Annotated in this window: 14 protein-coding genes, 1 tRNA gene and 1 riboswitch; of the genes, 8 read left to right on the forward strand and 7 right to left on the reverse strand. The window is 39.3% G+C overall.

Annotation, left to right across the window (positions count from 1 at the left end; all coding sequences use genetic code 11):
- Nucleotides 1–88 precede the first annotated feature (88 nt).
- Complete coding sequence (locus tag G7058_RS10530; protein WP_166063472.1) at nucleotides 89–1,561, reverse strand: NCS2 family permease; 1,473 nt, start codon at nucleotides 1,559–1,561, stop codon at nucleotides 89–91.
- 235 nt (nucleotides 1,562–1,796) lie between these two features.
- Between G7058_RS10530 and G7058_RS10535 the strand changes: the two genes are divergently transcribed.
- The 5 genes from G7058_RS10535 (at nucleotide 1,797) to G7058_RS10555 (ending at nucleotide 6,702) form a co-directional block, all read left to right on the forward strand.
- The gene (locus G7058_RS10535) at nucleotides 1,797–2,546 is read left to right on the forward strand and encodes a metallophosphoesterase family protein (protein ID WP_166063473.1); all 750 of its coding nucleotides are present in this window, start codon (nucleotides 1,797–1,799) and stop codon (nucleotides 2,544–2,546) included.
- A gap of 7 nt (nucleotides 2,547–2,553) precedes the next feature.
- Entirely contained in the window at nucleotides 2,554–4,716 is a 2,163-nt protein-coding gene (locus G7058_RS10540; RefSeq protein ID WP_166063474.1) for a Tex family protein, read from the forward strand.
- 63 nt (nucleotides 4,717–4,779) lie between these two features.
- Nucleotides 4,780–5,298, forward strand: a complete 519-nt coding sequence (locus tag G7058_RS10545) for a type 1 glutamine amidotransferase domain-containing protein (protein WP_166063475.1) — start codon at nucleotides 4,780–4,782, stop codon at nucleotides 5,296–5,298.
- A gap of 71 nt (nucleotides 5,299–5,369) precedes the next feature.
- Nucleotides 5,370–5,822, forward strand: coding sequence for a SprT family protein (locus G7058_RS10550; RefSeq protein WP_166063476.1), 453 nt, complete (start codon nucleotides 5,370–5,372; stop codon nucleotides 5,820–5,822).
- Nucleotides 5,823–5,847: 25 nt separating this feature from the next.
- Entirely contained in the window at nucleotides 5,848–6,702 is an 855-nt protein-coding gene (locus G7058_RS10555) for a DegV family protein (protein ID WP_166063477.1), read from the forward strand.
- Between the two features lie 314 nt (nucleotides 6,703–7,016).
- Here G7058_RS10555 and G7058_RS10560 read toward each other — a convergent pair whose 3' ends face one another.
- The 6 genes from G7058_RS10560 to G7058_RS10585 form a co-directional block, all read right to left on the reverse strand.
- Complete coding sequence (locus G7058_RS10560) at nucleotides 7,017–7,667, reverse strand: helix-turn-helix domain-containing protein (protein ID WP_166063478.1); 651 nt, start codon at nucleotides 7,665–7,667, stop codon at nucleotides 7,017–7,019.
- Between the two features lie 77 nt (nucleotides 7,668–7,744).
- A complete protein-coding gene (locus G7058_RS10565; protein ID WP_166063479.1) occupies nucleotides 7,745–8,197 on the reverse strand; it encodes a PH domain-containing protein in 453 nt (150 codons plus the stop codon).
- Nucleotides 8,198–8,470: 273 nt separating this feature from the next.
- Nucleotides 8,471–8,553, reverse strand: a tRNA-Leu gene (locus G7058_RS10570).
- 56 nt (nucleotides 8,554–8,609) lie between these two features.
- On the reverse strand, nucleotides 8,610–9,185 hold the full coding sequence (thiT, locus tag G7058_RS10575; RefSeq protein WP_166063481.1) for an energy-coupled thiamine transporter ThiT: 576 nt from the start codon (nucleotides 9,183–9,185) through the stop codon (nucleotides 8,610–8,612).
- Between the two features lie 72 nt (nucleotides 9,186–9,257).
- Nucleotides 9,258–9,360: riboswitch (TPP riboswitch) on the reverse strand.
- A 57-nt stretch (nucleotides 9,361–9,417) separates the two neighbouring features.
- The gene (locus G7058_RS10580; protein WP_166063482.1) at nucleotides 9,418–9,723 is read right to left on the reverse strand and encodes a hypothetical protein; all 306 of its coding nucleotides are present in this window, start codon (nucleotides 9,721–9,723) and stop codon (nucleotides 9,418–9,420) included.
- Between the two features lie 87 nt (nucleotides 9,724–9,810).
- Nucleotides 9,811–10,596, reverse strand: coding sequence for an NAD-dependent epimerase/dehydratase family protein (locus tag G7058_RS10585; RefSeq protein ID WP_166063483.1), 786 nt, complete (start codon nucleotides 10,594–10,596; stop codon nucleotides 9,811–9,813).
- A gap of 142 nt (nucleotides 10,597–10,738) precedes the next feature.
- On the opposite strand from G7058_RS10585, the gene G7058_RS10590 reads away from it, so the two are divergent.
- From G7058_RS10590 to G7058_RS10600, 3 genes are all read left to right on the forward strand, one after another.
- Nucleotides 10,739–11,509: a threonine/serine exporter family protein gene (locus G7058_RS10590; RefSeq protein WP_166063484.1), complete on the forward strand. Its 771-nt coding sequence runs from the start codon at nucleotides 10,739–10,741 to the stop codon at nucleotides 11,507–11,509.
- Complete coding sequence (locus tag G7058_RS10595) at nucleotides 11,506–11,955, forward strand: threonine/serine exporter family protein (RefSeq protein ID WP_166063485.1); 450 nt, start codon at nucleotides 11,506–11,508, stop codon at nucleotides 11,953–11,955. The genes G7058_RS10590 and G7058_RS10595 overlap by 4 nt, the downstream gene beginning before the upstream one ends.
- 70 nt (nucleotides 11,956–12,025) lie before the next feature.
- Nucleotides 12,026–12,691, forward strand: a complete 666-nt coding sequence (locus tag G7058_RS10600) for a YrrS family protein (RefSeq protein WP_166063486.1) — start codon at nucleotides 12,026–12,028, stop codon at nucleotides 12,689–12,691.
- The last annotated feature ends 34 nt before the right edge of the window (nucleotides 12,692–12,725 follow it).

Consider the following 12,725-nt stretch of genomic DNA (forward strand, 5'->3'; position numbering starts at 1 on the left):
AGTTACTCCCCTATGGAGATATTCGAATCTAACACTTCTTACAGTATAAGGCTAAATATGCTAATTATCAAGCAAAAACTTGAAATGATTAAAAATATTGGATGAATGCCATAATAATGTAATTAATTAAGAATAGAATAGTTGAACCCCATAGGATAGGGTGAATTTCTTTCGCTTTACCCAACGTAACTTTCACGATTACAAAGAAGATGAAGCCAGCTGCGATACCTGTTGAAATGTTGTACGTCAATCCCATAAACACAGAAGCAAAGAAAGCAGGGATTGCTTCTTCTAAATCAGTCCAATTGATATCTTTAAATGAACCCATCATCAAAACACCCACAATGATAAGGGAAGGAGCAGTAGCTGCTGCCGGAACAACTCCAATAAGTGGAGCGAAGAATGCACTAACTACGAATAGAATAGCAACGACTACAGCTGTCAAACCAGTACGACCACCAGAACCGATTCCTGCTGCACTCTCAACGAAAGTAGTTGTATTGGAAGTTCCGAAAATAGCACCAAAGATTGTTCCGATTGAATCTGCGAAAAGAGCTTTATCCATTTTAGAATTAAAACCTTTTCCTTCTTCCAAAGCTTTTTCATCTTCGGCTGAGAAGATACCTGTACGACGACCCGTACCCATAAATGTTCCAATTGTATCAAATGTATCGGATAGACTGAAAGCAAAAATTGTCATTAAAACCAGTGGAAGGCGAGAAGTATCAGTGAATAATGATAATAGTCCTTCGCTTCCGAATGCTGCACCAAATGTGACACCTAGCTCATCAATTGCAGATCCTAATGTGTTAGCTGCAAGGATTTCAGGTGAAACTTGTACAACTCCCATTGGAATTCCTACAAGAGTAGTAGCAATAATACCAATCATGATGGCACCACGTACATTTTTGATCATTAAGATAATCGTTAGAATAACACCGAACAATGCTAATAAAGAAGCAGGTTGCGTAAAGTTAACTAGTGCCGGAACGATTCCGCCGCTTGTAATAACAGTACCGATACCACCATCATAAGCAGATTGAGCTGCATCATATGGTGCACCATTAATAGAAAGAATAGTACCAGCATCAGAAGTAAATTCTAACCAGCCTGCATTTTTAATACCGATATAAGCGATAAAAATACCAATACCACCACTGATTGCATGTTGCAATGACTCAGGAATGGATTTAATAATCATTTTTCTAACTTTAGTTACAGTGATTAGAACGTTAACCACCCCGCATAGGAATACCATTGCAAGAGCTTGTTGCCAAGAGAAACCTAGTTGGAAAACAACTGTAAAAGTAAAGAATGCATTTAATCCCATTCCGGGTGCAAGTGCATAAGGAACGTTCGCGAATAATCCCATTACTAAAGTACTAATAGCAGAAGCGATAATAGTCGCAAGAAATACTGCTTGGCTTGGCATACCTGACAAAGCCAAGATGCTTGGATTAACAAAAATGATATAAGCCATTGCGAAAAACGTTGTGAATCCCGCTAAAATTTCAGTTGATACAGATGTTCCGTGTTCTTTCAGTTTAAAAAACTGGTCCATGATTAATCTCCTTTTATACGATATATTTGTGTGCCTAAAAGAAATAAATGCAAAATGTTAACAAATGTGTAGCACCCAGTCATTATAACCGACTTGTAATTCATAATCAATATTAAAATGTTAACAATTGTAACTTACAAAATAACTAATGTTCGTATTTTAAGGCTAAAAGGAAGTTTTTATCACTCTTTGTATCTATGGTAGAATGTATAAAGAACTGACTGGGGGCGTCGAGATGAGGCAGCAATTATTTGTGGTAGGAGATATCCATGGGGAGTATGACATGCTTGTGAAGCTGCTGGAACAGTGGGATAAGAAAACACAAACCTTACTTTTTGTTGGTGATTTAGCGGATAGAGGGCTGAATTCTAAAGCATGTATAGAGTTAGTATATAGACTAGTTGCGGCGGGAGATGCCATTTGTTTGACCGGTAATCATGAGCAACTCTTTTTACAATTCTTAGAGCAGCCAGATACCTTTTATGGCAATTATTTGATTAATGGCGGCGCAAGTACAATTAGTTCCTTGCTGCCGGATTTAAGACAGAGTACAGCTCAACCAACAGAAATAGCGGAAAAAATAAAGGACCAATACCCAGATTTGATCGCCTTTATTTCCTCCATGCCGCTTTATTTTGAATGGCATCATTATTTATTCGTTCATGCGGGAGTGGACTTATCACTTCCTGATTGGAAGGAAACACCAACAAAAGATTTTTATTGGATTCGAGAACCCTTTCATCGAGGGATTAATCAAACGGGGAAAGTTATTGTTTTTGGACATACTCCGACACCGGGATTACATAATGCTGACAACAATTATGATATTTGGGAATCAGATAATAAAATAGGTATAGATGGTGGGGCGGTTTTTGGTGGTATTCTGCATGGCTTAGTATTTGACCAGAATACGCTTGTCGCGCACTATGGCGTTCAAAAGAAGAACGATGTACCTGAATGCATCACTTATATTGAAGGGACGTAATAAACTAATGGCAGAAAATGAGAAGATACTTTTACTTTTGAAGAAAGAATTAAAGGGATATAAAAGCGGGCAAATCGAATCCGTATTAGGATTGTTGGCTGAAGGGAATACAGTTCCTTTTATTGCACGCTATAGGAAAGAAATGACAGGTTCGCTGGATGAGGTCCAAATTCGAGAAGTGGAAGAACGCCATCACTATTTGACTAATCTAGAGAATCGTAAAGAAGAAGTTATTAGAACTATCGAAGAACAAGGGAAAATGACGCCGGAATTGCTGACTGCTATTCAAGCTGCTGAAAAAATGCAAAAAGTAGAGGATTTGTATCGTCCTTATAAACAAAAGCGCCGGACGAAGGCTGCTATTGCAAAGGAGCAAGGTCTTGAACCGTTGGCAGAGTGGTTAATGACATTCCCAATATCTGGGTCAATCGAAGATAAAGCACGTGAATTTATAACTGAAGAAGTTGAATCTGTCGAAGCTGCGTTGCAAGGGTCGCATGAAATCATCGCTGAAATTGTGAGTGATGAACCAACATTCCGCGAGCGCATCCGCGAGTTTACAAAACGTTTTGGACAAATTACGAGTACAGTAAAGAATGAAGAAGCGGATGAAAAAGGCGTTTATGAAATGTACTATGATTTCTCACAAGCCATCCAAACGATTCAGCCGCATCGGATGTTAGCAATGAACCGTGGTGAGAAAGAGAATATTTTGCGTGTCTCTTTTCTTATTGATACGGAAAAAATATTCGGCTACTTGGCTACAAATCTAATAAAAAATGAAAAGAGCATGACGGTGCCACTCGTTGAGGCCGCCTATAAAGATAGTTATCAACGCTTTATCGGACCAGCAATTGAAAGAGAAATTCGCAATGAACTCACAGAAATAGCAGAAGAGCAGGCAATCTCTATTTTTGGTGAGAACCTACGAAATTTATTATTGCAGCCACCGATGAAAGGGAAGGTTGTAATGGGCTTTGATCCGGCTTACCGGACAGGATGTAAATTGGCTATCGTAGATGCAACAGGAAAAGTGTTGGCAAAAGATGTTATTTACCCACATAAACCGGCATCGAAATTTAAAATGCAAGAAGCGGGACCGCGCTTCAATGAATTAATTACGCGTTATAATGTAGAGATGGTTGCGATTGGAAATGGAACGGCAAGCCGAGAGTCAGAATTATTTGTTTCCGAGCAAATTAAACAACTGGAACAAACAGTTTATTATGTAATAGTGAATGAAGCGGGTGCTTCAGTTTACTCTGCGAGTGATATTGCCCGCGAAGAATTCCCTGACTTCCAAGTAGAAGAGAGAAGTGCTGTCAGCATTGCGCGTCGCTTGCAAGATCCGCTCGCTGAATTAGTGAAAATTGATCCGAAATCTGTAGGTGTTGGGCAATACCAACATGACGTTTCTCAAAAACGTCTAACAGAGCGCTTGGACTTCGTCGTCGAAACAGCTGTTAACCAAGTAGGCGTTAACTTAAATACTGCAAGTGCGCCACTGTTGCAACATGTATCCGGCTTAAATAAAACGATTGCGAATAACGTTGTGGCTTACCGTGAAGAAAATGGTGCGTTTGTTTCACGTACTGAATTGAAAAAAGTTCCGCGTCTAGGACCCAAAGCTTTCGAGCAAGCAGCGGGCTTCCTTCGTATAATAGATGGGAAGAACATTTTAGATAATACGGATATCCATCCGGAATCTTACGCTGAAGCGAAATCTGTCCTTAAACTGGTTGACTTGGACTTGAAAGATGTAGGCTCTGAGAAAGCGCGAGAAGTCTTGGCAAAATTAGACAAACAAGAAGCGCGAGAATTAACGGGATTAGGAAAAGAAACGCTTCATGACGTGATCCAAGGTTTAACCAAACCAGGTCGCGATTTACGTGATGATATTTCCCAACCTTTGTTGCGCCAAGATGTTCTAACAATGGAAGACTTAAAAGAAGGTATGGAATTAGAGGGAACCGTTCGGAATGTTGTTGACTTTGGTGCTTTCGTTGATATTGGTGTGAAGCAAGATGGTTTGGTTCATATTTCTAAATTGAGTAATAATTTTGTTAAACACCCGACCGATGTTGTAGCGGTAGGAGACATCGTCAAAGTTTGGATTGAATCAGTAGATGCTAAAAAAGGACGTATTTCTTTGACCATGTTAGCCAAATAATTTGTCTCCCTTTTGAATGTTTGTTAGACTAAAAACAGCAAAAGAAAGGGGAATAAATCAGATATGTCAAAGAAAATTGCAGTACTTGTTACCAATTTATTTGAAGATTCCGAATATACGTCTCCCGTTCAAGCGCTTGAAGAGGCCGGTCATACAACTGTAAGCATTGAGCATAAAGCAGGAAATGTTGTAAAAGGGAAAAAGGGAGAGGCCGAAGTCATAATTGATAAAGGGATTGATGAAGTTAACCCTGAAGATTTTGATGCCTTGTTGATACCTGGTGGTTTTTCACCCGACTCGCTTCGAAAACATGAAAGTTTCTTAGAATTTGTTCGACACTTTGATACAGAACAGAAGCCTATTTTCACTATTTGCCATGGTCCACAACTCATGATTAATGCAGAAGTTGTCAAAGGCAAGAAAATGACTTCAGTCAGTCAAGTAGCTATTGATTTGAAGAATGCGGGTGCAAACTGGGAAGACAGTGCACTTGTAATCGACGAAAGTGGTTTGATTACGAGCCGGACTCCTGAAGATTTACCAGTCTTTAACAAAGCTATTGTCAAGGCGTTAGAAAAATAATATGATGAAACGGCAACCCTGTTCTATAGCGGGTTGCCGTTTTCTATGAAGACAGAAAGAGAGAATGAGCAGTGAACCAAATAGAACTCCAGAGGTTAGTAGAAGAAACATCGCTCACTAACTTTTCAAAACCATTCCTTCATAAGGCAACTTTTAACGCAAGATTAAAGACGACAGGCGGGCGCTACTTATTAAAAACACATGACTTGGATTTTAATAAGCGCGTTTTAGAAATTTATGGAATGACTGATTTTACTAAAGTCATCATACACGAGCTCTGTCATTATCATCTTCATCTTGAAGGAAGAGGCTACCGACATCGGGATTCGGACTTCAAAAATTTGCTTGCTGCCACAGGGGGAAGTCGCTACGTGAAAGATTTGCGAACCCCAGAAGAAAGACAATCATTGCATCAATACCGGTGTGTAAAGTGTGCGGCTGAAATTTCACGGAAAAATAAGGTGAATGTGGCACGCTATGTTTGTGGGAAATGCCGTGGCAGGCTGATAGCAATCGAAAACTAATAACAAAAGGTAGGTTTTACAATAAATGATAATAATGTGCGATTCGACATGCGATTTACCCTTAGCGTTTCTAGAAGAGAAAGACCTTCATTTATTCCCAGCTCTCATTACGTTAGGCGAAAAAGAGTATCGAGATATCTTGGATATTGACACCAGTAAAATTTATAACACTATAAAAAACGGGATACATCCCAAGACAGCGCAGGTCGCGGTAGCAGACTTTTACCTTAAATTTAAGCAGATTGCGAAAGAAAAAGAAGAAGGAATCTACATCTCTGTATCTTCTGGTTTATCAGGAACATACAATACGGCTTTAATGGCTCTTAAAGCTGTGAAAGAAGAGTTCTCTGAGGTGAAGATTACAGTAATCGATTCGCGAACAGCTTCGATCGGAATAGGGGTCATGCTCTCTGAAGCCCTTGAAATGCGCGCAGCTAATAGGAGTCTTGGTGAAGTGACCAACCGGATGGAATTTATGGCGAATAACTTGGTAACTTTATTTACATTATCTGATTTGAACTGGGTAGCAAAGGGCGGAAGGATTTCTAAAACGGCCGCAACTATTGGTTCAGTGCTTCAAATCAATCCGGTTATGGAATTGATCAATGGTAAAGTTGTGATAACTGAAAAAATTCGAGGGAAAAAGAAAGTTATGAATCGAATGATTGAAGTAATCAAAGAAAAAGCAGATCAAATTGAGAAGCAAATAATAGGCGTGGCATATAGTGAGGACATCGAAAAGGGCAAGGAGTTTCTGGCGGAAGTTGAAAGTCAAATTGCTTCACGCGGCATTGTTTTTCGGCCTGTTGGAGCCAGTGTTGCGACACACGCAGGACTTGGAACGCTTGGTATTGCATACTTAAAAAAATATTCAAAATAAATAGTAAAGGGGCCGGAAAAAAATCCCGGCCCCTTTACTATTAACGAATAATTGTGGCGTAAACGTGCTCAAAAAGGCAGATCCGATAGCCACTTTGTCATGGTTGTTGCTGCTTTAGCAGCTTACAAAAATGATACACTTGGGCTTCAGCCCACAGTGCTACTGAAATAATGCGCGGATGGCCTTCACCCATCCTGTGCTTATTCGCTCCAGTTGCCGTAGCCGTTGCTACTTTAGTAGCTTACGGATATGGTATGCGTTAGAAGTTTCGGATCTAAAAGCTTTTTTCCCACTCTCTTTCCTAAAATACTCTGTTACCTTATTAAAGCTATTCCAATAACCTTAACCTGATCATATTCGTACTTGATTTCGGTAAATTCAGGGTTTAGGGGTTTGAGAGTGACTGTTCCTTCTTCAAAGTCATAGGAAATTTTTCTACAAATTGTTCCTAACCGAAATACTTCAAGGACAGCAATATCGCCATCCTTAGCTGTGGATTGGCTTTTGCAGAAGACAGGTGACCCTTTCGGTATTAAGTCAGCCATGCTGGCATCATCAACTAAAAACATAAAATCAGATTGGATAGGGATTCTAAAAGTCTTATTATTTTGCTCTTTTGAAGGATTATTCTTAAAATTATCAAAATCGATAATTTTAGTCTGATCACGAAGCAAATGTCGTGCAAAATGAAAAACTTTTTCTTGGTTTGGCCGCTTAAGTTGCTGATAAATCTGAGCGAAGTCGTTGCTCACATTTTTTTTAGGAAGGAAATCTTCTATTTTTGCTCTTAGGAATTGTGATATTTTATATAGTTTTGTAATAGAAGGATCTTTTTTACCTTTTTCAATCGCATCAATTTCTTCTTTTTCGATAGAAACCTCATCAGCCAATTCAGCTTGCGAAACGCCTCGAATTCTCCTGAAAAAAGTTATTTTGCGTCCAATAAAACGTAGTAAATTGTTCAAGTTTGTTGTCCTTTCTGAATGATGGACACCTAAATCCACTCATATAAAATAAAAAATGATTAATATGAAGAGTCGTATTATACGCTGACTTGATTGATTTCCGCTCTGTTCTTCATGGCCAAATTCCCGAAGAATTTGTAAAGAGGGACAATGTCGGTTTGTTTGGGAAATTCAAATTTTCTACTTTCTAAAACCTCATGCCTTGCGATACGATTAATATTTGTGAGATAAGTAATCGTAATTTCGCTATCGTCAAATCCTGTTCCGGCGGTCTCCATTTCGACGTCCACAATGTGGGAGAGATAGATGGATTTGAACGAAGTCTTTCTCCCTGTAGCACCTTGCTTGTCAACGAAGATGATTCTTAGATTGGTAAATATAATTGCGTCTCGGATTAATTTATAACCACTTTGAATTTCTTCGTTATCAAATAGGTACTGAGAATATTCTTTTGAAAGTGATTCTTTGTTCTCTTCATTCATATTGCCGAGGACACCTTGAACGATATTACTAAAGCCAAATTTTGCCATAATATATCTTTCCTCCTTTCAAATATTTCAGAATAAGGATTCGTTAAAATATACATATGTCTATATTATAGCATTGGTATCTAGACCTCAATAGAAAATTAGATAGTTATCTTTTTGCTATTTGTTAATAAAATAAGGTGTTGTATTCCCAAAAAAATGGATAGAGGAGTTTTAAAGTAAACATATTTTTTATGCGGTACATACGCGGTACGAGTATAAAAAAAGCACCTACCCATTAAACAGGTAAGTGCTAGAAACGTTACTAAAATAGTATGCGGCCAAGAGGACTTGAACCTCCACGGGGTTGCCCCCACCAGCCCCTCAAGCTGGCGCGTCTGCCATTCCGCCATGACCGCGCAACTATTTTAGTATAGAATTGAAAACGATTTTTGTCAATGATAAAAGTGAGAGATCAGTACCCATACTTCTTATTTTTAGGAACAAACAGAGAAGGAGTGGTACGGAAAATAATTAAGAGTACAATGACGGTAAAGGTTGCCGTAGCAAAGGCACTCGCTCCGTTCATTACAATCGTGTAGAACCAAGGACTCCAGTTCTCCGGTGCATATTCTCCCCAAAAATAATAACCCGCAATGGTATGCCAGAAGAAACGAGCAGCTGTTCCGACAATTGACCCTACGACAATAAGGACTCTCACCCGTGCTTTATTTCCTTCATCCGCATTTGATTGGAGGCTATTAGCCCATAAGCCAGCGAATCCACTAAAACCAAACGCGACAAAGTACTCAATGAAACCTTGCAGAGGTGTCAAAATATATGCGTTTGCCACGAAGATGTGCATGATTCCCCATAAAAAGCTCGCTGCTAAGCCGGGGACGAGCCCACGCCGTAGCGCAAAGAGAATGAGTACAGGTTGCCCAACTGTAATAGTAAAGCTCGGTCCAATTTCCAAAGGTATGAACGAGAGAGCGGTTGCTAAGGCAGCCATAATGGTTGCCTCAATCCAGATCGTTAAATTTTTTGACATAAAAAAATCTCCTCCTTAATAGTAGAATGGAACAAACCAACTACACAAAGGAGGAGAAAACCGTTATAACGTGTTCTCAACTCACACAATTCCTACGCTCGTATTAACGATACAGGTTCGAAGGGTCAGAATTTTCATTCAATCTCAGCCGTTTCCGGCACCCCTTTGTGATAAGTTCCTATTCAGTTAAAACTAGCTTAGCATATACAAAAATGAAATGCAACAACGACGGTTACTCTGTACTAGTTTTATCTAAAATGCCAAATTTTCTTTCGAAGGCTTTCTTATTACGGTAGTTCAGAATAATATCTATTATTGCGCCCAATAAGAGTCCAATTCCGAATCCCCAACTTATCTCGTCCAGCAACAAGCCGATAATTAATCCCGCGAACATCCCGATTGTGGTGAAAGTGAAGCTATTTACGTGTTCAGTAGGTTGATTACTTTCATCTTTTGAGTTGTCTCCCAAAGAGTGATAAAGCGAAGTTTGGGGTTTAATATTTTTCCGTTGAATGTTGGAACCTTTTTTCTTTGCCAATAGTGTCATTCCTTTTCGTTATCTTTAGATGATAGTATAGCAAAAAAAGCTGCCATACTGCAATATTGGTAAGACAGCTTCAGGTGTTTATTCCGCAGGATCCATTTCCACGGCGTCTTCTTTCTTAAAGTCCAAGACGCCATCTTGTAACATGGTAAAGGCATCATCTTGTGGTGTGTAGCCGATATCAAAATGTGCCTGTGAGATATCCATGCGTGGGAAACGGTTGTTGGAAACCCCATTTACCAATAGAAAAGGTTCATCCAACTTAGCAGCCAAGCAACAATCAATCAAATGACACATATCTCTCTTTGATAAATGCATCGACAGCCCGTCTAAATCGGTAACGCCAGGTTCAATTGTGCTGTCGAAACCACCGATACGGATACCGATTGCTTCTTGATTCGATGTAAAGGCATGATAGCTCGCCAATGCCTCCATATAGACTTTGGAGACCCCGTACGGATCAGCAGGTTTCGGATAGTCACTCGTTTTAACTTGAACATTCTTTGGATAGCCCATGATGGCATGGACAGAACTTGCGAAGATTATTCTTTTCACATCGCTTCTAATCGCAGATTCAAATAAATTATGCGGAACTTTATAATTTAAATCCAAGAGTGTATCGTAAAAATCTGCTTCTGGACTCGGATCTCCGGCGAGATGTATGACATACTCAATATCCAAGAGCAAGCCATCCCAATTTTCACGTTTCACTAAGTCCAAATTTAAATACGTTGTCCCTTCGAGTAAAGAGTCGGACAAGTTTGAAAAATCAACATCTACCAGTGTTAAGTCATGGTTTTTTTTCAAGTGCTCGGTGAGGACGACGCCAATATTCCCATTGGCACCGGTAATCATTACTTTAGCCATAATGTGTGCCTCCTACTTTGTTATAATATTAATTTATGGGCTTACATATTAAATGTCAATTAAAAGCCATTAAAAAGCAAGAAAGAAGAAAGTTTTTGAGCTATACTACATTCAAATGAAAGAATAGAAGGAGGACCGAAAGATGTCAGAAATGAATTACGAACTTTATATGGACACAGCGGTGCTCGCTGGGAAGATTATGCTTGAAAGTAACGCTGAAACATATCGGGTGGAAGAGACAGTCACCCGCATTCTAAATTTGACAGAATTGACAATGATTGATGCATTAGCGTTAACGACAGGCCTGATAGCTACCTTGGACAGTCCAGATATGGAGGCCATAACTGTGGTGAAACGTATTTCTACCAGAAGTACGAACTTAGGGAATATTACCCGTGTAAATGATATTTCCCGTCGTGTTACGAGTGGTGTCATATCGATTGAAGAGGCTTATGCGCAATTAAATACCATTACTGGTAAGACGTATAATGAATGGTTCCAATCGATTGCTTTAATCGGTTTTATTCAAGCCATTGCTATTATGTATAAGGGGGGATTCCCGGAGTTTATCGCCCTTATTCCTATTTCAATTGTGGTCGCAATCATTCGTTATTACGGTGGTAGATGGCGTGTTACTTCTTTTATTGTTGATATGATTGCTAGTTTTATGATTGCTTTAATCACTTATTTTATGAGTGTCATCATGCCAGTTTCTATATCAGAGGATATCATGATTATTTCAGCGATTATGCCTTTGTTACCCGGTACTGCCTTAACGAACGGTGTGCGTGATATTTTCAGAGGTGACTATATGTCGGGAGGAGCGAAAATGCTTGAGGCGCTCTTGATTGCCATCTTTGTAGCAATCGGAATTGGTTCTGGTTTGGTGTTAGGAGGGAGACTATTCGGATGATTACAATAATATTTGAATCGCTGGTTGCTTTTGTGGCAGATGCGTTGTTTGCTGTTCTTCTTCAATCGCCAAAACGTTCTATCTTCCATATTGGATTAACCGGAGCTGCCGGATGGTTTGTATTCTTAATCGGTATGCAGTTCTTTAATAAAGTGGTTGCGACTTTATTGGCAAGTTTAACAATTGCTCTGTTGTCGCAATATTTCGCTCGAATTTTAAAGACCCCCACAACCATTTATTTTTTACCTGCGTTTTTCCCACTTGTTCCAGGAGAGGGGATTTACCGTGCTGTATTTGCTTTTATAGACGGTGATTACAGTACAGCGACCGTTTATCTGAATGGTGCCTTGTTAGTTTCAGGTTCTATTGCAGTTGCCATCTTTTTAGTCGACTCCATTTTTAACTTGCAAGCACGTTTGAAAGTGATTAGTTTATCCAAAAAGTAATGCGGTTGTAACCCTATTGCGAACGAGTGGTAAAATTGCCATGGTAGTATATCCGAAGGAGGCGAATTTGTTGTCTAATAAAATACAATCACGTTCACAAAGAAATAAAAATAATAATAATCGCTCAGATTTAGTTTTAAAATTATCGATTGGCCTGTTAGTTATTGCTATCTTTATTTTATTGCTTGAATTTATCTATCCAGGTTCAAACAGTTCAAATGAAACGGATTTAGTCCTCGGAAGTAATGAAGAATCAGAATCGGTGGTCATTGATACAGAATCTAGTGAGGAATCTGAAGAAGACGAATCTATTGAAACGGTCGAATCAGACGAAACAGAGGAGTCAAGTGAATCAGAGGCAGAAATATCTTCCGAGGTTACATCTGAAGAGAGTGATGCTGACATTCGTGAAATTCCTTCGAATGATCCAAATGTCATCAAAGCTTATGCCGCAGATTGGGAGCCAATCGGAACAACACAGTCGGGTACTCATGTAACAGACTACAATGATGGTAGCGCGGATCGTATCGAAATAAAACGTGCAGCATCACAAGCAACAGGTGTTCCTGAAGATGATATAGTGGAATACTGGGTTGGAAATGCTGGCGAACAGCGTGTAACTGCGACCATAATGCAAGTTTCAACTGGAAAGTATTTCAAAACATATTTAACTTGGAATGATGGAAAAGGTTGGCAAGTCACACGTTATGATGAAATTAGAACGGTTGTTCAATAAGAAAAAAAGCGTTAAGCCTGTGAGCTTAACGCTT

Origin of the sequence: Jeotgalibaca porci (genome assembly GCF_011299095.1) — a bacterium.
In the GTDB taxonomy this organism is placed as follows: domain Bacteria; phylum Bacillota; class Bacilli; order Lactobacillales; family Aerococcaceae; genus Jeotgalibaca; species Jeotgalibaca porci.

Excerpts from the sequence above, each read along its gene's own strand:
- G7058_RS10565 (WP_166063479.1), bottom strand. The coding sequence starts at position 8,197 with ATGGCAAAATTTGGCTTTAGTAATATCGTTCAAGGTGTCCTCGGCAAT.
- thiT (WP_166063481.1), bottom strand. The coding sequence starts at position 9,185 with ATGTCAAAAAATTTAACGATCTGGATTGAGGCAACCATTATGGCTGCC.
- G7058_RS10545 (WP_166063475.1), top strand. The coding sequence starts at position 4,780 with ATGTCAAAGAAAATTGCAGTACTTGTTACCAATTTATTTGAAGATTCC.
- G7058_RS10590 (WP_166063484.1), top strand. The coding sequence starts at position 10,739 with ATGTCAGAAATGAATTACGAACTTTATATGGACACAGCGGTGCTCGCT.
- G7058_RS10555 (WP_166063477.1), top strand. The coding sequence starts at position 5,848 with ATGATAATAATGTGCGATTCGACATGCGATTTACCCTTAGCGTTTCTA.
- G7058_RS10535 (WP_166063473.1), top strand. The coding sequence starts at position 1,797 with ATGAGGCAGCAATTATTTGTGGTAGGAGATATCCATGGGGAGTATGAC.
- G7058_RS10595 (WP_166063485.1), top strand. The coding sequence starts at position 11,506 with ATGATTACAATAATATTTGAATCGCTGGTTGCTTTTGTGGCAGATGCG.
- G7058_RS10585 (WP_166063483.1), bottom strand. The coding sequence starts at position 10,596 with ATGGCTAAAGTAATGATTACCGGTGCCAATGGGAATATTGGCGTCGTC.
- G7058_RS10530 (WP_166063472.1), bottom strand. The coding sequence starts at position 1,561 with ATGGACCAGTTTTTTAAACTGAAAGAACACGGAACATCTGTATCAACT.
- G7058_RS10540 (WP_166063474.1), top strand. The coding sequence starts at position 2,554 with ATGGCAGAAAATGAGAAGATACTTTTACTTTTGAAGAAAGAATTAAAG.